This window comes from Rivihabitans pingtungensis (assembly GCF_003201855.1).
In the GTDB taxonomy this organism is placed as follows: domain Bacteria; phylum Pseudomonadota; class Gammaproteobacteria; order Burkholderiales; family Aquaspirillaceae; genus Rivihabitans; species Rivihabitans pingtungensis.
In genome coordinates this window covers 88,230-104,238 of sequence record NZ_QJKI01000004.1, presented here as the reverse complement: position 1 = coordinate 104,238, position 16,009 = coordinate 88,230, and the positions used below count along the sequence as shown (strand labels likewise).

The window sequence follows — 16,009 nt, the reverse complement described above, 5'->3', positions numbered from 1 at the left end:
GTTTTGTTGGCAGCGCTAAAAAAACCCCGCGACATCGGCCTGATGTCGCGGGGTTTTTTATCGCGGCTGACGGGGTATCAGCCGGCGCGGCGCCAGGTCGTGCCCTGCGCGCCATCTTCCAGCACGATGCCGGCGGCGGTCAGTTCGTCGCGGATGCGGTCGCTTTCTACCCAATTTTTGGCGGCGCGCGCGGCGCGGCGGGCGGCAATCAGCGCCTCGATGGCCTCGGCCGACAGCCCATCGGCGTCATCGCCGCCTTGCAAAAACGCCTGCGCATCGCGCTGCAACAAGCCCAGCACGCCGCCCAGCGCCTTCAGCAGGCCAGCCAGCTCGGCCGAGCCGCTGCGGTTGCTTTCTGCCGCCAGCTCAAACAGCACGGCCATGGCTTCGACGGTGTTGAAATCGTCGTTCATCGCCGCCTGAAAACGCGCGGCATACGGGTTGGCCCAGTCGATGGCCACCTCGGCCGCCGGCACGTTTTTCAGCGTGGTGTACAAGCGGGTCAGCGCATTGCGGGCGTCGGCCAGGTGGGCGTCGGAATAATTCAGCGGGCTGCGATAGTGGGCGCGCAGAATAAAAAAGCGCACCACTTCGGCGTCGAATTTTTCCAGCACCTCGCGGATGGTGAAGAAATTGCCCAGCGATTTGGACATTTTTTCGTCGTCCACGCGGATAAAGCCATTGTGCATCCAGTAATTCACATAGGCGTGGCCGTGCGCGCCCTCGCTTTGGGCGATTTCGTTTTCGTGGTGCGGAAACTGCAAATCCGCGCCGCCGCCGTGGATGTCGAAATGCTCGCCCAGGTGGTGGCAGCTCATCGCCGAGCACTCGATATGCCAGCCCGGCCGGCCCTCGCCCCACGGCGACGCCCAGGCCGGCTCACCGGCTTTCGAGGCTTTCCACAGCACAAAGTCCAGCGGATCGCGCTTGTAAGGATCCACATCCACCCGCTCGCCCGCACGCAGGTCTTCCAGCGATTTGCCCGACAACTTGCCGTAGCCGTCAAACTCGCGCACGGCGTAATACACATCGCCATTGGCCGCCGGGTAGGCCTTGCCGTTGGCGATCAACTGGGCAATCAGCGCCAGCATGCCGGAGATATGCTCGGTGGCGCGCGGCTCGAAAGTCGGGCGCACAATGCCCAGCGCGTCGGCGTCCTGGTTCATCGCGTCGATAAAGCGCTGGGTCAGCGCCTGGATGGATTCACCATTTTCAGCCGCGCGCTTGATGATTTTGTCGTCAATATCGGTGATATTGCGCACATAAGTCACGTCCAGCCCACTGGCGCGCAGCCAGCGGCTGACCATGTCGAACACCACCATCACCCGGGCATGACCCAGATGGCAGTAGTCGTACACCGTCATTCCGCACACATACATGCGGACCTTGCCGGGTTCGATGGGGGTGAACACCTCTTTCTGGCGGGTGAGCGTGTTGTAAAGCGAGAGCATGGACAGTCCTGATTCGGGCGAATGCGTAAAACCAGCATTGTAGCATCGCCCAGCCCAAGCACGGGCCGAGCGCTGCCGTGATGGCTTTAGCGAACGTGCGCTTTAACCGGTATTTGGTGAGAAGGCGGGTGACTACGGCAGGGATGTTTCAGGGGCTTCCTGCATGTGGTTTCAAGCTATACCCGGTGGTGACCCACCGGGTGACAGCCGTACTCCACCCCACCCGCCACCAGACGGTAGTTTCAATCCACACCCGGTGGTGACACACCGGGTGACGCTCGAACTGCGAGCTGTTGCGCAGGTCCCGCGCAGTTTCAATCCACACCCGGTGGTGACCCACCGGGTGACTTCTCGCCAGAAACCCCTTGAATTTCCACCCATTTTTCTGCATCGCGCGCGAACCTGCCGCCCACATTGGATGGTGAGCGGGCATACCCCCGAGCATCGAGAAAAAAGAGTTTTATATTCAATGGACTCACTCCAGCGCGAACCCCACCGGGTTTAGCCGTTCGCTTGGGGTTCGCGCGGGGCGAGCTTTGGCGGTGGAGTGGCCTGGTGGGTGTGGGCATTGTGCGCAGGGCGTGCGGGCGGGTCAATGCCCGATCAGACAATCAGTGGGCCGTCAAATTGTCACTGATGTGACCCGCCGGGCGCCTGCCGAGCGAGCATCAAATCCTTGCACGCCCCACCAGGTGGCCATCGTGTTGCCGGATAGTGTGTTGTCTTGCTTGTCATTTCTTTTGTCCCAAGGTGGGACTATAATCGCCACGATGAACATCATCGCCGTTAAATTTCTTCGCGTTTTCTGGGAAAAACACCCGGATGCAGAACAAGCGCTCAAGTCTTGGGTAGATGAAGCCAGGAAGGCCGCATGGACACAACCCGCTGAGATCAAAGAACGCTATCGAAGCGCAAGCATCCTCAAAAATCGCCGCGTGGTGTTCAACATCAAGGGCAACGATTACCGACTGGTGGTGTCTGTTGCTTACCACTACCAAGCGATCTATGTGAAATTCATCGGCACCCATCAGGAATACGATGCCATAGACGCCGAAACTGTAGAAATGGAGGTCTGACATGGATATTCGCCCGATCCGCACCGAAGAAGACTATCAGGCCGCGCTACGTGAAGTCTCGGCCTACTTCGACAATGAACCGGCCCCTGGCACGGCAGACGGTGACCGTTTTGAAATCCTGCTGACGCTGGTGGAAGCCTACGAAGCCAAACACTACCCGATTGACCTGCCCGACCCGGTCGAGGCCATCAAATTCCGCATGGATCAAGCAGGGCTGACGCCCAAGGACTTAACGCCTGTCATCGGCCGGCTGAATCGCGTCTATGAGGTTCTGAACCGCAAACGCCCGCTGACGCTGAACATGATCTGGAAGCTACACGATAAGTTGGGCATTCCGGCCGAGTGCCTGATACAGCCCCAGAAGATGCACCGCCCGGCCTGATCTTTGTGCTTCATCCATAACGGGTAACGATCTGCCGGGTGATGCGCATGATTTGCGCGGTGCGGGTGTAATTTTCGTTTTAGAGCGGCTAACAAAACCCAGCGAAGCGATCCTGGCTAGGCGCACGACCGTAGACAGTACAGGTAGTACGGCAAGGTCGTGCAACAACGCCAGGAGGGTTTTGTTAGCCGCTCTTAATCCACACCCGGTGGTGACCCACCGGGTGACCTCTGGCCTGCCGCCCAGCTCAATCGCGGCTGGACGTTTCAATGGTGCGTCAAGCGTGCGGGACGGTGGCCAGCGGCAAAAACAGGATAAGCGGTGAGTTTGGCAAGGCAATAAAGCCGTGATGCCGGTAGAACGCGGCGGCGGCCTCATCCTTGGCATCCACCACCAGGGCAAAGGCGGCAATTTCTGAACGGGCAGCGCGCGCCAGCGCATCGGCCAGCAGCGCCCCTCCCAAACCTTGCCCCTTAAACGCCTGATCGACCGCCAGGCGGCCCAGGCGGACGGCGGGCACGCTTGGATAGCGCGGCAGTTTTTTGCCAATGCTGGCCGGCAGATCGGCCAGCACCAAGCTTGCCGAGGCCAATGTGTAGTAGCCGGCAATGCGCCGATCATCCGCCAGGGCCACAAAACAAGCCGCCACACGGCGGCGCATGTCCTGGCTGGCTTGCTTGCACAGATAGCGGTTCAGCGACTCCGCCTCGCAGCAAAAAGCGGCGCGATCATGTGCGGCATCCAGCGGCGTCAGCCGAAACGGCGCCTGGCTCATTCCGTGCGCAACAGCGTGTTGCGCCGGGTAAAGGCGCGCTCCAAGGCGGGCGCCGGTTTGGGTGGCGACAACAGCGCTTGCGCAAAACATTCCTGATCGGCCAGAGACAGCCGGATCACTTCGGCTTGCTCAATGGCGCGTTGCGCCGCGTCTTGCACGGCGGACACCACAAAATCAGTCATGGTGCGCCCCTGAAGTTCAGCTGCGCGCTTGAGCATCGCATGCAGATCGGTGCTGATGCGGGCTTCGAGACGAGCAGTTGCGGTGGCAGTGGGCATGGTTTTATCCTCCTGATTCAACAATACGGCAAATTGCCGTACAGCTCAAGGCAGGTCTTGCGGTTTTATGGTTGCTTGTTCAGTCTGCGCCATGCCACATATCGGGCAGCCCGTCACGGGTTTCAATTCACACCCGGTGGTGACCCACCGGGTGACCTTATCTCTTTTCTTGGTTCGTAAAACTCATTGGGGAAATGCTTGGCTAGCACGGTGCGCACGCGCGGCCATACGCCGGTGCTCAGGCCAAAAAGTTTGCACGTAGCGGTCATCCCCTCGGCGCGGGCTGCGGCAACCAGGTCGCCGGTAATGACCGGCGCCGGCTTGCCTTGGCCGGCGGTGGCCATGGGCCAGGGGATTTGGCCGGCGGTTGTGTCGGCGTTGGAAAACTTGCAGACGGTGCATTCCTGGCCGTCGATATCGGTGATGGTGTCGCCGATTTTTACGCCAGCGGGGGCACTGTAGGGGCCGCCTTTGAACGGCGATTTGTGGGCTTCGCGCGCGGCGTTGAGTTGGGCGACGATGGCGCGCAGGGCGGGGGCATCGTCGGGGTGGACGTAGAAGGCCAGTCTGATGTTCTTCATGGTGTTGTTTGCCATTGGTAGTCGATGGTTTCAATCTACACCCGGTGGTGACCCACCGGGTGACGCCCCGCCGTCGGCTGCCGCGCGGCAAAGGCTGGCTGTTTCAATCCACACCCGGTGGTAACCCACCGGGTGACTGGTCGAGTTGGGCGCTTGACTGCTGCGCCATGGTTGTTTCAATCCATACCCGGCGGTGACCCACCGGGTGACCTCCCCACGCCAAACAATTCTGCCGCCACTTCCTGGTTTCAATCCACACCCGGTGGCGACCCACCGGGTGACCTCCCCACGCCAAACAATTCTGCCGCCACTTCCTGGTTTCAATCCACACCCGGTGGTGACCCACCGGGTGACAACATAATCGGGATTACTGCCGATGGCGATGTACTGGTTTCAATCCACACCCGGTGGTGACCCACCGGGTGACGGCGACACTCGAAAGCTTGGGGTTTTCTCACTGTGGTTTCAATCCACACCCGGTGGTGTCCCGCCGGGTGACTGCCGGGCCTTATAAAGCTCGAAAGCCTCAGTATTGTTTCAATCCACACCCGGCGGTGTCCCACCGGGTGACTGCGCCTACGGCGGCATCCAGATCAAAATGACCCGGTTTCAATCCACACCCGGCGGTGTCCCACCGGGTGACAAAGTCATGGCCCGCACCAGCTACAATGCCAAGCAAGTTTCAATCCACACCCGGCGGTGTCCCACCGGGTGACGGCGGAATCAAAAAAGACGACTTCCAAACCGACGTTTCAATCCACACCCGGCGGTGTCCCACCGGGTGACTATAACTACATCGACGAAGCAAACGCACCAAGGAGTTTCAATCCACACCCGGCGGTGTCCCACCGGGTGACGCCAGCATGGAGCTGCCGACCCCGGCGCATGTTTCTGTTTCAATCCACACCCGGCGGTGTCCCACCGGGTGACTTCGCGCCAGAAACCCCTTGAATTTCCAGCCATTTTTCTGCGTCGCGCGCGAACCTGCCGCCCACCTTGAATGGTGGGCAGGCACATTTCCATGCATCCAGAAAAAAGTGCTTTTTATTCAATTGATTAACTCCAGCGCGAACCCCGCCGGGTTTGGCCGTTCGCTTGGGGTTCGCGTGGGGCGATCCTGGGCGCTTGGGCTGGGGCCGGCGGGTGTGGGCATTGTCCGCGCCGGGGGGGGCGCGGTCAATGTGGGCTTAGAATGCCTGCTCGTCCAGCTGGACGCCGGCAGGGATGTGCTCGCGGTTGATGGTGATTTGATAGTCGCTGAAGTGGCGCGCCACGGCCACGTCTTCGCGTCGGCGGATGGTAATCAGGTCAAATAGCCGATGGGCAGGGGCGTTGCCCAGTTCGCTGTCGTGGCGGAACACATACAGGGCGCGGGCGCTCATTTGGCCTCGGCTGGCGGCGTGGTCGTGCTCAAACATCTGGCTGAGCGCCTGCCACAGTTGTTGCAGGTCGGTTTCGTCAAAGCCGGTTTGCCGGGCCAGGTGGGCGGAGACAAAACCGTGGGCGCGATACAGGCCATAGGGCACGGTGTATTTGCGGCCCATGGTGCGGTTGTCGCCTTGTTGTTTTTCGGCTTCGGCTTCAGTGGTGACCGCCACACGGGTGATGCTGTGTTCTTGCGGCACAATCGGGTCGATTGAGCGGGCCAGGGTGAGTTGCACCGGGCCGCGCACTTGTCCGCAGTTGACGCCAGTGGACATGACGGCGCCAAAGGTGCGCACATCGTAAAAATTCTGGCACATCCAGGCGCGGGCTTGCTCGGCGTCGCCCGCGCTGCCTTTGCGCTTTTCTTTGGCGGGCGCGCGCGCTTTGCCTTTGCTGGGCTTTTCTTCGCTGGCGTCTTCGGTCGGGGCCTCGGCGGGCGCTTCGGCGGCTTCCAGGTTCAGCGCGGCGTAGGCGCGCTGGTGTTGCAGGTTGAGCACGGCTTTTTCGCGCACGTAAATTTCATAGCGTTTTTCGCCGGCTTGCGGCTCGCGCGGGCTTTGGTCGTGGGCCAGGGCGATGTAGTTGCGCACTTTGCGCTTCAGGCAAACGTCGGTCACCAGGCCCAGGCCGGTTTCGGCGTCGATGCGCGGCAGGTTGCCGGCGTCGGGGTCGCCGTTGGGGTTGCCGTCGGTCACGTCAAACAGCAGCACAAAATCATAGCGGTGGGCGAGGGCGGTCATTGGGCGTCTCCTTGGGCGTCAGCGGCGGTGTCGGTGTCAGGTTTCTGAAAAAAGTCGTGTTTTTGGTGGTAGTAGCCCAAGGCGAACAGTGCTTGGTCTTGCAGGGTCAGTTGGGTGGGAAACTGATCCAGCTTGCTCATCACGCTGCCCAGCAATTTGCTCAGGTTGATGGCTTCGCCGGGAGCGTGCTGGGCAATTTTGCTGTGGTGATGCACGGCCAGTTTGAGCAGATTGGGAAACACCATCACCGGGTTGCTGGAAGCCGAGCCATAAAAGCGGTCGCATATGGTGGCGTTGAGTTTGCGCCCGCTGCTGGCGCGTTCTTGCAGGCGCTCCAGCACGGCAAACAAACGGCCCAGGCAGTAGCCGGGGTCGGTGCGGTCAGGGTTGAGCGACACGGTGATGTCCTCCTGTGGGTGAGTGGCGTTTGGATAGGCGCGCGCCCAGCGGTTAAGCCAGGCTTTCAGCAGGGCGGCGCGGGGATAAGTGACTTTTTGTTCGGCGCGGATGCGGCGAATGCAGGCGGCCAGCAAGGTGTCCGGGTAGGGGCGGTCGTCCAGGATGGCGCGCAGGGTGTCGCCGCCCAGGCTGGGCGGCAGGTGTTTCAGTTCGCCTTGCAGCGCCGTGCAGCCCAGCAGGCGGATCAGCGACAGGTGCGGCGGGTCAAACGGGCCACGGATGATGTTCAGGTCGTCAAAGTGGCGCACCAGCCGGGTGGCCAGCTCGGCCACGGTGGCGCAGTGCCAAAAGCGCACCGACAGCCGCGCGGCGTTGGGGGCCAGGCCCAGCACATAAAACCGGGTGTCGCCGCCTTCATCCACAAATTGGCCATGCTGCACCGAGCGATACAGCGCGCTGACCGCCTGGCTGTGGGCGTCCGGGTTGTCTTTGTGTTCGTTGAACAGATCGGCCAGGCTGTTTTCCATGGCGCAGGGGTGCGCCGCCCAGAACACGGTGGAGGCGTCGCCCACTTGCAGGCGCTGGCGAGAGTCCTTGCCTAATAAATGGTTGAGCGCGGTGGTGTAGGCAAAGACAGTGGCCTCGCCCACTGGGGCGTTTTCGCCCTGGCGGCCTTCTTTGCCATACGATTCAAACGCGCGCTGGTTGAACGAGACAATATTGGCCCCCGAGGTTTGCGCGCCCCACACGCCTTTGATGGCGGGATGCAGGCGGGCAATCGGCTGGGTTTCGCCACTCACCAGGCAAATGCCTTGCGCGCTGTTGTCGGCGCTGGCCGGGCCGCCTTGCAAGTGGGCCACAATGGCCGGGCGGGTACATACCAGTTCGCCAAAGTCGTCTTGCAGCTGAAAAGTGATCACCGGGTTGACGGTGAGCAGGGTTTCCCAGTCTGGGTGGGCGTGCAGCGTGTCCCAGGGGATATCCGCCAGAAAAGCGCGCACGGCGCGCACCCCGGCATCATCGGCGGGCAGTTCGTCCAGCCGGGCGACAAACGCCGCGTGCTGCTGCGCCACCCGCTCGGGCTTGCCTTTGGTGTCGATGCCCAGCACGTATTCCACGGTGTCCCACAGCAGATTGGCGGCCACCCCGGAGGTTTTTTTCACGCCTTGCGGCACTTGGTAGCTGCGCGCGCGCAGCTTTTTGCCCACCGGTTGCTGGGTGTTGATCAGATTCACCAGTTGCCCGGCGTGGTCCAACTCCAGCACAAACGGAATTTCTTTGTGTTCAAAGCCTGCGGGGGCCAGCGCCGCCTGGCCGGGGCCGGCGGCTTCTGCCTTGCGGTGGTAATAGTCAGTCAGGGCTTGCAGAATCATCCGAGCACCTCTTCGCTTTGCCAGTCGGGCACATGAATCACGCCATCGCGCATCACCGGCCGGTAAAAGCGCGGGCGCGGGTCGTCGGCCTGGGTAAAGTCCAGGTCGTAGAGCATCCAGCCCAGCGGGTATTCACCGCGCAGCGCAGGCGGGCAGGGTGGCGCAGCCTGGTCTGGCGAGGCCAGGCTAACGTCGGCGGCAAATTCGCGGCAGCCCAGATAGGGCTGATTGACGCACTGGCCACGGCTGGCGCGGCGGCGAAACATCTCGGCAAATTTCACCAAAGAATCATCCGGGCCGGCGCGTTCGGTCAGGCTGAAATCGGCATACAGCCGATAGGCCACGTCGCGCAGCAGCAGGCTGGCGCGCTGCTGGCGTTCTTCTTCGATGTACTGCGCCAGCTGGCCCACACCGTGGCGCATGGCGCTGTGCACCGAGGCCAGCGACAGCTTGCCGGCCAGCTCATTGCGCCGCAGGGTGGTCCAGCGGATGGGCGCCAGCACATCAATGCGGCGTATCTGCCAGCGGATGGCGGGTTTCCATAAAATCGACTCGAATATTGCCCGCGCCGCCGATGGGGTAATGACGTCGTAGCTGACGCGCTCGACTTTCATTTCCGGGCGGGTAAAACAGGCAAAGTCGCCTGTGACATGTAAAACAAAGGGTTGCATCACTTCCCTCCTGAGTTCAGGCGCAGATGGCGCCCCAGATAGCCTGTGCTGAGCGGCAAGGAAATACAAAAGCATAATCTGTTTGCGATGGGCGGTATTTGACCCTCAACAAAGCAGTTACTCCGGGTTGGCTGCCTCAATCTCCCTCACCAACAGCCCCCGCTTCTCGTCATACATCACGTCGTTTTTCACCCACCAGATATCGCGATAGATTTCCTCCAGCTCGCCCGCCCGGCGCAGCCACTCAAACTGTGACTGGGGCAGGCTGACGGTAAAGCGTTGCAGCTGGCGCAGCAGGTCGCGGTGCATTTCGCCGGCCTGCAAGCGGCGGCGTAAAGCGTGACTGTCACGGCGGTGTTCGCCGTCTTGTCGGGTGTAGGGCACGATGACGGCAACTGTGTGGGCGTTGTCGATCAGGCGCATGCGCTCGGCAGCGGTGCGAAAAAATATCTCGCCCTGGCCGGCGTGTTGGGTCAGCAGGGCGTGCAGGCCTTCGCGGTCAAAACCAGCTTGGCCGGCCTTGCCGTAGTAGTGATTGAAGTAGCGTTGCATGGCGTCGGGGGCCAGGGCGTCGGCGCCACATTGGCCCAGCACGGTGCGGGCGGCTTCTTCGGCGGCGCGTTGCCAGCCCAGTGGGGATGGGTCGGGCGGCACAAACACATGCACATCGCCATGCGGCAGCCGGCCTTCGCGGTTGCAGCGGCCAGCCGCCTGGGCGATGGAGTCCAGCCCGGCCAGCGCACGAAACACCACCGGAAAATCCACATCCACCCCAGCCTCGATCAAGGTGGTGGACACCACGCGCACCGACTCGCCTCTGGCCAGGCGCTGGCGGATGTCGGCGATCTGCTGGCTGCGGTGTTCGGCGCACATCAGCGCCGATAGATGAAACGTGCCTTCGGGCAACAGGGCGTGCAGCTCGCGGCAGTGTTGCCGGGTGTTGACGATCACCAGCACGCTGGGGTGTTGGCTGATTTGCCTGGCGATATCGGCCCAGCTTTGCCGGGCGTCCAGGTCGGCGGGCAGGTGCAGGCGCACACGCGCCAGTTGTTGATACAGCTGGGCTTCGCGCTGAATGATGGCGCGACGGGCGTCCAGCCCGCGCAATTGGATATGGCCAAAGCTGTTGCTGCGGGTGTGCAGCGCTGGCTGGGTGGCGGTGCACAGCAGCAGGGTGACGCCGTAATGCTCGGTCAGCAGGCGCAGGGCGTCGAGCAGGGGTTGCAGATAGGGGATGGGCAGCAGTTGGGCTTCGTCCAGCACAATCACGCTGTCCACCAGGCGATGCAGTTTGCGGCAGCGGCTGGTGCGGGCGGCAAACAGCGATTCAAACAGCTGCACATTGGTGGTGACAATCACGCTGGCGTCCCAGTTTTCGGCGGCCAGCCGGCTGTGTACGGTTTCGTGTTCGACATCCAGGCTGCTGTGGTGCTCCAGCACGGCGTCGTCACCCAGGGCCGCGCGAAACACTTCAGCGGTTTGTTCGATGATGCTGGTGTAGGGGATGGCGTAAATCACCCGGCGTTTGCCGTGCGCCAATGCGTGCTCCAGGGCAAAGGCCAGGCTGGACAGGGTTTTGCCGCCGCCCGTGGGCACGGTGAGGGTGTAGCAGCCGGGTGGCTGCTGCGCCTGCTCGCGACACTGGCGCAACACGTCGGCGCGCACGCTGTTGACGGCGCTGGGCGCAGCGTGGGCGTGTTTGTCGGCCAGATAGGCATCCAGCCGGGCGCGCAAGTCAGCCAGATCGGGCGGCGGGCGGCGCTGTTGGGCTTGCTCGGGCTGAAAATAGGCTTCGCTGTCGAGAAAATCAGCATCCACCAGGCAAGAAAACACCAAACGCAGCCATAGGTGCAGGCCGTCTTTGCCGCCGATGGCTTGGGGGTTCAGCGTCAGCGGCGTGGCGGCCAGCAGGTCGGCGGGAATGTCGGCGCGCAAGGCGTCGGCCAGCGCTTGCGGGCCTTGCGCCAGCCGATGGCTGAGCGAGGCGGCGCCTTGATATTCGGCTGGGCCGTCAGGCAGGCCGGTGTGGTGGCCGGCAATCAGATAGGCCAGCAGGCGGCCAAACTTCGGCTGCGTAAGAAGGGCATGCTGCGCGCCAGCCAGAGAGTGGCTGGGGTGGCTGGGCTGGCCATCCAGCAGATGGGCTTCGTAGCCGCTATCCCGGCGGATATAGTCTTGAAACGCCGGGTCATATTTGCCCAGATCGTGCCAGCGCCCGGCTTGGCGCGCCCAGTCGGCCCAGGCTGGAGCGGCAAAGCTTGCCGCCAGTTCGCCCACTTTGCGTAGGTGTTCATCTAAAAGGTGGGGTGGAGAGCAGCCGTCTGCGGGGGTGTGAGCAATCGGGGTGAGCATGGTGGCGTCCTGCGTGTGAAGTCAGGACTCCATCCTATCAGCATGATGATGGCTTGGAGGTGTTTGCAACGTCCTTTTGGCGGTGCAGGGCAGCCGCAGGCTGTGCTACTTGTACTGTCTGCGGCCGCGCACCGCGTAGGGCTGTGCTGTTAGCCGTTCTTAACGCCCATCCAGCGAGGCGCGCAGGCGGGCGTCTGGGTCGTCGGGGTTGCCGTCATCGACGATGGCGGGTGGGGCAAAGCCGTTGATTTCGGCGCTGCTGTGCTGCAAGTACAGCGTCAGCGCGCTGACCAGCGCACACAAGGCCCAGGAGGCAAAAAAGAAGGCGGTATAACCGGCCAGCGGGCTGATGAACAGCGCCTGGCCGTGCAGGGTGAGTTCCATCGGGTCGAATACCGAGAAGAACGCGGTGGTCATCACCAGCGCAATCAGAAACGAAGGCCACAGAATCAGAATGGGTTTGTGCTGCATGACATGACTCCTTCAACGCGGCAACCAAGCTTGCCCCCTGCCCGTCTTGCCGCGTGGGCGGGCAGGGTGATGATGGGAAATCAGGCGGCTGCGTGCGGCCGCCCTTCGCTTCAGCGTAGTGGATTTGGAGCGAGATGCCAAAAAAATGGCGACGGGGGTAGCCGTCGCCCAAACTCATCAACACCATTGAGAAACGCGGAGAAACGCTCGCCAAAACCACGGGGGGATGGGCTTGGCGCGCGGCTCTCGCCGTAGCGCTGCGCATAACATGCTTTTGCCTGGCGGTACTGTTGCGACCACATGCTTGGCCAGCAGCGCTTTGCTGCGTGTTGTACCGGCCCATCCTGCCGGGGCGTGCGGCCGCACACAGTACGGCTGTCGGGCAAGCGCGCCAGGAGGCGTTTGTGAGCCGCGCTTAGAGCCCCCCCAGGCGTTGTTGTGTGACCTTGTCGTACGATTTGTACTGTCTGCGGTCACACGCCTGGCCAGGATCGCTTCGCTGAGTTTTGTTAGCGGTGCATGGCACTGCTGGTGCTGCTGAACACAAAATCGCTTTCTGTCACCGAGCTCACCCCCACCAGGGTGATGGTGTCGCCACCCGTTACCGTGATGGTGGTATTGCCGCCGCTGCTGGTGATCGACGCCACGGCTTGCAGTTCGGCATAGCTGGACACATGCAGCTCGTGCACGTCGATTTTGTCGGTGCCCTGGGCAAAGCCGCTGACGGTGGCCTGGCCGCTGCCGTGCCCGATGTCGATGACGTCCACGCCGCTGCCAGCGGTGAGGTTGACCGTGCCATAGCCGACATCAACATGGCTGCCGCCGCTGCCGGCGATAATGGTGGACACACCCGCTTCGGCGCGCACGGTCAGGCTGCCGCTGCCACCCGTGATGGTGTCGGTGCCGCCGTGGGTGACCACCAGGGTGTTGCCGCTGGCAGCGGTGAGGGTGTTATGGCCGCTGCCCAGGTCTACGGTCAGGCTCAGGCCGTCCTTGAGAATAATCGTCTGGTCCGCGCTGCCGCCTTGAATGCGCTCAAAGCCGGAAAAGCTGGCCAGGGTGCTGAAATTGAAGATGCCGCTGCCGCTCAGGCTGATGGTGTCGAATCCATCACCGCCGACCAGACTGTCACCACTATTCAGCGTGGCTGCCGTGGCGGTAATCCAATCATTGCCGCTGGTGCCCACACTGTCGGCGCCGGTTGTCAGCGCCACGGGTGTCAAGATCGCCGCTGCGCCTTTGCCGCCTGCATCGCCCTTGCCGCCGTGTCCGTGTCCCATGATGATCCTCCTGAAAAATCAGGCAGTTCTCGCTGCCTTCATGACTGTTGCGTGATGAGATAAATGATACGAATCCCATTGCCACCCGTCAGCCCATGACATCGTAAAACTCGGTAAACCTGCGTTAGCACAGTGCAAAACCGCTCAAGTTATCGTCGTCGCGGTGTGGTGGCGGTGGCCCAGGGCAATCGCACGAATGCCAATACGCTAAAAACCCCGTAGACCGCCCCCCTGGCTGTTCACCCATCCCCGACTTGTGTAGCTTCCCACTTTTTCGGGGTGATTTATGGAGACAGAAAGCAAATTGCGGCTATCGGATGTGTTTGTCTCCATCACCGATCCTCGCCAAGCCCGCAAGACGCGACACGATCTGGTCGAAGTGCTCGTGGTGGCGGTCAATGACGTGCTGGCCGGCGCTGACACCTTCGTCGAAATCGAAGCCTGGGCGAACGAAAAGCTTGAGTGGTTTCGCCGCTACCTCAAGCTTGAGCATGGCATTCCGTCTCATGACACCTTCGGGCGATTGTTTGGGCTGATCGACCCCACAGAATTCGAGTCGGCATTCCAGCGTTGGGTTCGCAGCGTGCTGCCAGCGCTGGGCCAGCAGAACGTGGTGGCGATTGATGGCAAGACCAGCCGACGCTCGGGCAAGATCGACGCCACCGCCCTACATCTGGTCAGCGCCTTTGCCGCTGGCGCCGGGCTGGTGATGGGCCAAACAGCGACCGCCAAAAAATCCAATGAGAAAACCGCCATTCCGGCATTGCTGCACACGCTCGCGCTTGAAAACTGCATCATGACCATTGACGCAATGGGCACGCAGGCCAACATCGCCCAGGCCATTCGCGACAAGAAGGCTGACTATGTGCTGGCGGTCAAAAACAACCATCCCACGCTCGCCGATTCAATGCGGGACTTCTTTGCACAGTTCCAGGCCACGTCAGCAGAACGCACGCCGCACAGCTTTTACGAGCAGATCGAGAAGGATCACGGCCGCATCGAGCATCGTCGCTGCTACGTCTTCGATCAACTGGACTGCCTGCACAACCCCAGGCAATGGCCCGATTTGAAGGCCTTCGTCGTGATTGATGCTGAACGCACAACCAAGGGCAAGACCACCTGCGAGCAACGTTACTACATCACCAGCCTGGCAGCGGATGCCCAGCGCCTGGCGGACGCGATCCGATCACACTGGTCAGTGGAGAATCGCCTGCACTGGTGCATGGACGTGGCCTTCGGAGATGACCAGATGCGCGCCCGCACCGGTCATGCGGCGCATAATCTTGCCGTCCTCAAGCACATCACGCTGAATCTGATCCGCCTTGACCCGATCCCACGCAAGGGGGGCATCAAAGTGCGTCGGTTGATTGCGGCGACTTCTGACGAATACCGTGAGCAGCTCTTCGGACTTCGTCCTGTTTGAATTCATGCGATTGCCCTGGGCGGTGGCCAAAGCCGGGCTTTGCTACAATATCGGCCGTGTATATTGGCTGGTACAAAGCTTGTGATGAAACCTTCTCTGTTTGCCGCCGCGACGCTGGCGGCCCTGCTCGGTGCCTGCGCCACGGCACCCCAGCAAACCACTCCTGTTGTTACCCCCAGCGTGCCCAGCATGCCTCCCACCCCGATCACCACGCCAACCGGGCCAGTGGTGTCGCAGCCGGTCAGCCCGCCGGCGCCGGTGCCGCCATTTCCCGCCTATCCCAATGAAGCCGCTGCCCGTGCCCTGGTACAAAACAAGTTGCTGCCGGCCAGTGTGCGCGACAAGGCGGGCTGGTCGCAGGAGATTGTCGGGGCGTTTACTGGCTTGCATCTGCCGTATCGGGCCGATTTGCTGTGCGCTGCCATGGCGGTGATCGAGCAGGAATCCACCTGGCAGGCCGATCCGGTGGTGCCGGGCTTGGGTGAGATGGTGTGGAAGAAAATCGCCGAAAAAGCCGGCGGGGTGATTCCGGTGGCGGCGTTGAAGGTGGCCTTCCTCAAGCCTTCGGCCACCGGCGAGAGTTACACCTCGCGTATCGACCGGCTGCGCACCGAAAAAGAAATGAACGCCCTGTTTGAAGACATGGTGGCCGACGCGCGCCGGCTGGGCTTGCCGGTCAATATGAAAAACCCGATCCGCACTGGCGGGCCGATGCAGGTCAGTGTGGAGTTTGCCGAAGAACATGTGCGCGCCAAGGGCTACCCTTATCCGCGCAAGGGCAGCTGGCGTGATGAGGTGTTCAGCCGGCGCGGCGGGCTGTATTTCGGCATTGCCAATTTGCTGGATTTCCCTGCGGATTACCCAGATATGCGCTACCGCTTTGCTGATTTCAATGCCGGGCGCTACAGCAGCCGCAATGCCGCGTTTCAGGCTGCTGTGTCGCGGTTATCGGGCATGAAGTTGTCGCTGGATGGGGATTTGCTGATTTATCGCGATGGCGCACCCAGCAGCAGCACCAGCAGCACGCAACTGGCGCTGGAACGGCTGGAGGGGCGCTTGGGCATGAGTCGGGCTGAGGTGAGCCGGGATCTGCGGCTGGAGAAAACCCCAGCCTTCAGTCAGAGCGCGCTGTATCAGAAGGTGTTTGCCCTGGCCGGCGGCCATGCCGCGCGGGCGGTGATGCCGCAAATCCAGCTGGTCAGCCCGAAAATCACCCGCAAGCTGACCACTGAATGGTTTGCCGACCGGGTGGATGGCCGTTACAAGGCGTGTCTGGCGCGCGAGGCGCGTTGATGCGCGGCTGCCTCACTGTGCGCAGGGCTGGCGCAGTGA

General features: G+C 61.9%; 14 protein-coding genes and 1 CRISPR repeat array. Of the genes, 4 read left to right on the top strand and 10 right to left on the bottom strand.

The window, feature by feature from the left end:
- Nucleotides 1-77: 77 nt before the first annotated feature.
- The gene (gene cysS, locus DFR34_RS04710) at nt 78-1,451 is read right to left on the bottom strand and encodes a cysteine--tRNA ligase (protein WP_110390010.1); all 1,374 of its coding nucleotides are present in this window, start codon (nt 1,449-1,451) and stop codon (nt 78-80) included.
- Between the two features lie 770 nt (nt 1,452-2,221).
- Between cysS and DFR34_RS04705 the strand changes: the two genes are divergently transcribed.
- Together DFR34_RS04705 and DFR34_RS04700 are read left to right on the top strand one after the other, a co-directional pair.
- Entirely contained in the window at nt 2,222-2,527 is a 306-nt protein-coding gene (locus tag DFR34_RS04705; protein WP_110390009.1) for a type II toxin-antitoxin system HigB family toxin, read from the top strand.
- 1 nt (nt 2,528) lies between these two features.
- Nucleotides 2,529-2,909 (top strand): helix-turn-helix domain-containing protein, encoded by a 381-nt coding sequence (locus DFR34_RS04700; RefSeq protein ID WP_110390008.1) that lies wholly within the window; start codon nt 2,529-2,531, stop codon nt 2,907-2,909.
- Nucleotides 2,910-3,186: 277 nt separating this feature from the next.
- Here the strand turns inward: DFR34_RS04700 and DFR34_RS04695 are convergent, their stop codons facing one another.
- The 9 genes from DFR34_RS04695 to DFR34_RS04655 form a co-directional block, all read right to left on the bottom strand.
- Nucleotides 3,187-3,684, bottom strand: coding sequence for a GNAT family N-acetyltransferase (locus DFR34_RS04695; RefSeq protein ID WP_110390007.1), 498 nt, complete (start codon nt 3,682-3,684; stop codon nt 3,187-3,189).
- Nucleotides 3,681-3,962, bottom strand: a complete 282-nt coding sequence (locus tag DFR34_RS04690) for a type II toxin-antitoxin system TacA family antitoxin (protein ID WP_110390103.1) — start codon at nt 3,960-3,962, stop codon at nt 3,681-3,683. Before DFR34_RS04690 ends, DFR34_RS04695 begins: the two co-directional genes overlap by 4 nt.
- Nucleotides 3,963-4,084: 122 nt before the next feature.
- Nucleotides 4,085-4,543 (bottom strand): hypothetical protein, encoded by a 459-nt coding sequence (locus tag DFR34_RS04685; RefSeq protein ID WP_146215052.1) that lies wholly within the window; start codon nt 4,541-4,543, stop codon nt 4,085-4,087.
- Between the two features lie 27 nt (nt 4,544-4,570).
- A CRISPR array of direct repeats spans nt 4,571-5,473; the repeat unit is 37 nt; unit sequence GTTTCAATCCACACCCGGCGGTGTCCCACCGGGTGAC.
- Nucleotides 5,474-5,730: 257 nt separating this feature from the next.
- Nucleotides 5,731-6,708 (bottom strand): type I-C CRISPR-associated protein Cas7/Csd2, encoded by a 978-nt coding sequence (gene cas7c / locus DFR34_RS04680; protein ID WP_110390005.1) that lies wholly within the window; start codon nt 6,706-6,708, stop codon nt 5,731-5,733.
- Nucleotides 6,705-8,480, bottom strand: coding sequence for a type I-C CRISPR-associated protein Cas8c/Csd1 (cas8c, locus tag DFR34_RS04675; protein ID WP_110390004.1), 1,776 nt, complete (start codon nt 8,478-8,480; stop codon nt 6,705-6,707). Before cas8c ends, cas7c begins: the two co-directional genes overlap by 4 nt.
- Nucleotides 8,477-9,151 (bottom strand): type I-C CRISPR-associated protein Cas5c, encoded by a 675-nt coding sequence (cas5c, locus tag DFR34_RS04670; protein ID WP_110390003.1) that lies wholly within the window; start codon nt 9,149-9,151, stop codon nt 8,477-8,479. The genes cas8c and cas5c overlap by 4 nt, the downstream gene beginning before the upstream one ends.
- 117 nt (nt 9,152-9,268) lie before the next feature.
- The gene (locus tag DFR34_RS04665) at nt 9,269-11,503 is read right to left on the bottom strand and encodes a CRISPR-associated endonuclease Cas3'' (RefSeq protein ID WP_110390002.1); all 2,235 of its coding nucleotides are present in this window, start codon (nt 11,501-11,503) and stop codon (nt 9,269-9,271) included.
- 159 nt (nt 11,504-11,662) lie between these two features.
- Nucleotides 11,663-11,974, bottom strand: a complete 312-nt coding sequence (locus tag DFR34_RS04660) for a hypothetical protein (protein WP_211309292.1) — start codon at nt 11,972-11,974, stop codon at nt 11,663-11,665.
- Nucleotides 11,975-12,483: 509 nt separating this feature from the next.
- The gene (locus DFR34_RS04655; protein WP_110390001.1) at nt 12,484-13,254 is read right to left on the bottom strand and encodes a calcium-binding protein; all 771 of its coding nucleotides are present in this window, start codon (nt 13,252-13,254) and stop codon (nt 12,484-12,486) included.
- Between the two features lie 286 nt (nt 13,255-13,540).
- Here DFR34_RS04655 and DFR34_RS04650 point away from each other — a divergent pair, with 286 nt between their 5' ends.
- Together DFR34_RS04650 and DFR34_RS04645 are read left to right on the top strand one after the other, a co-directional pair.
- On the top strand, nt 13,541-14,677 hold the full coding sequence (locus tag DFR34_RS04650) for an ISAs1 family transposase (protein ID WP_110390000.1): 1,137 nt from the start codon (nt 13,541-13,543) through the stop codon (nt 14,675-14,677).
- An 84-nt stretch (nt 14,678-14,761) separates the two neighbouring features.
- Entirely contained in the window at nt 14,762-15,970 is a 1,209-nt protein-coding gene (locus tag DFR34_RS04645) for a DUF1615 domain-containing protein (protein WP_110389999.1), read from the top strand.
- Nucleotides 15,971-16,009: the final 39 nt, after the last annotated feature.

Coding starts and splice junctions, on each gene's coding strand:
- cysS (WP_110390010.1), bottom strand. CDS start 1,451: ATGCTCTCGCTTTACAACACGCTCACCCGCCAGAAAGAGGTGTTCACC.
- DFR34_RS04705 (WP_110390009.1), top strand. CDS start 2,222: ATGAACATCATCGCCGTTAAATTTCTTCGCGTTTTCTGGGAAAAACAC.
- DFR34_RS04700 (WP_110390008.1), top strand. CDS start 2,529: ATGGATATTCGCCCGATCCGCACCGAAGAAGACTATCAGGCCGCGCTA.
- DFR34_RS04695 (WP_110390007.1), bottom strand. CDS start 3,684: ATGAGCCAGGCGCCGTTTCGGCTGACGCCGCTGGATGCCGCACATGAT.
- DFR34_RS04690 (WP_110390103.1), bottom strand. CDS start 3,962: ATGCCCACTGCCACCGCAACTGCTCGTCTCGAAGCCCGCATCAGCACC.
- DFR34_RS04685 (WP_146215052.1), bottom strand. CDS start 4,543: ATGAAGAACATCAGACTGGCCTTCTACGTCCACCCCGACGATGCCCCC.
- cas7c (WP_110390005.1), bottom strand. CDS start 6,708: ATGACCGCCCTCGCCCACCGCTATGATTTTGTGCTGCTGTTTGACGTG.
- cas8c (WP_110390004.1), bottom strand. CDS start 8,480: ATGATTCTGCAAGCCCTGACTGACTATTACCACCGCAAGGCAGAAGCC.
- cas5c (WP_110390003.1), bottom strand. CDS start 9,151: ATGCAACCCTTTGTTTTACATGTCACAGGCGACTTTGCCTGTTTTACC.
- DFR34_RS04665 (WP_110390002.1), bottom strand. CDS start 11,503: ATGCTCACCCCGATTGCTCACACCCCCGCAGACGGCTGCTCTCCACCC.
- DFR34_RS04660 (WP_211309292.1), bottom strand. CDS start 11,974: ATGCAGCACAAACCCATTCTGATTCTGTGGCCTTCGTTTCTGATTGCG.
- DFR34_RS04655 (WP_110390001.1), bottom strand. CDS start 13,254: ATGGGACACGGACACGGCGGCAAGGGCGATGCAGGCGGCAAAGGCGCA.
- DFR34_RS04650 (WP_110390000.1), top strand. CDS start 13,541: ATGGAGACAGAAAGCAAATTGCGGCTATCGGATGTGTTTGTCTCCATC.
- DFR34_RS04645 (WP_110389999.1), top strand. CDS start 14,762: ATGAAACCTTCTCTGTTTGCCGCCGCGACGCTGGCGGCCCTGCTCGGT.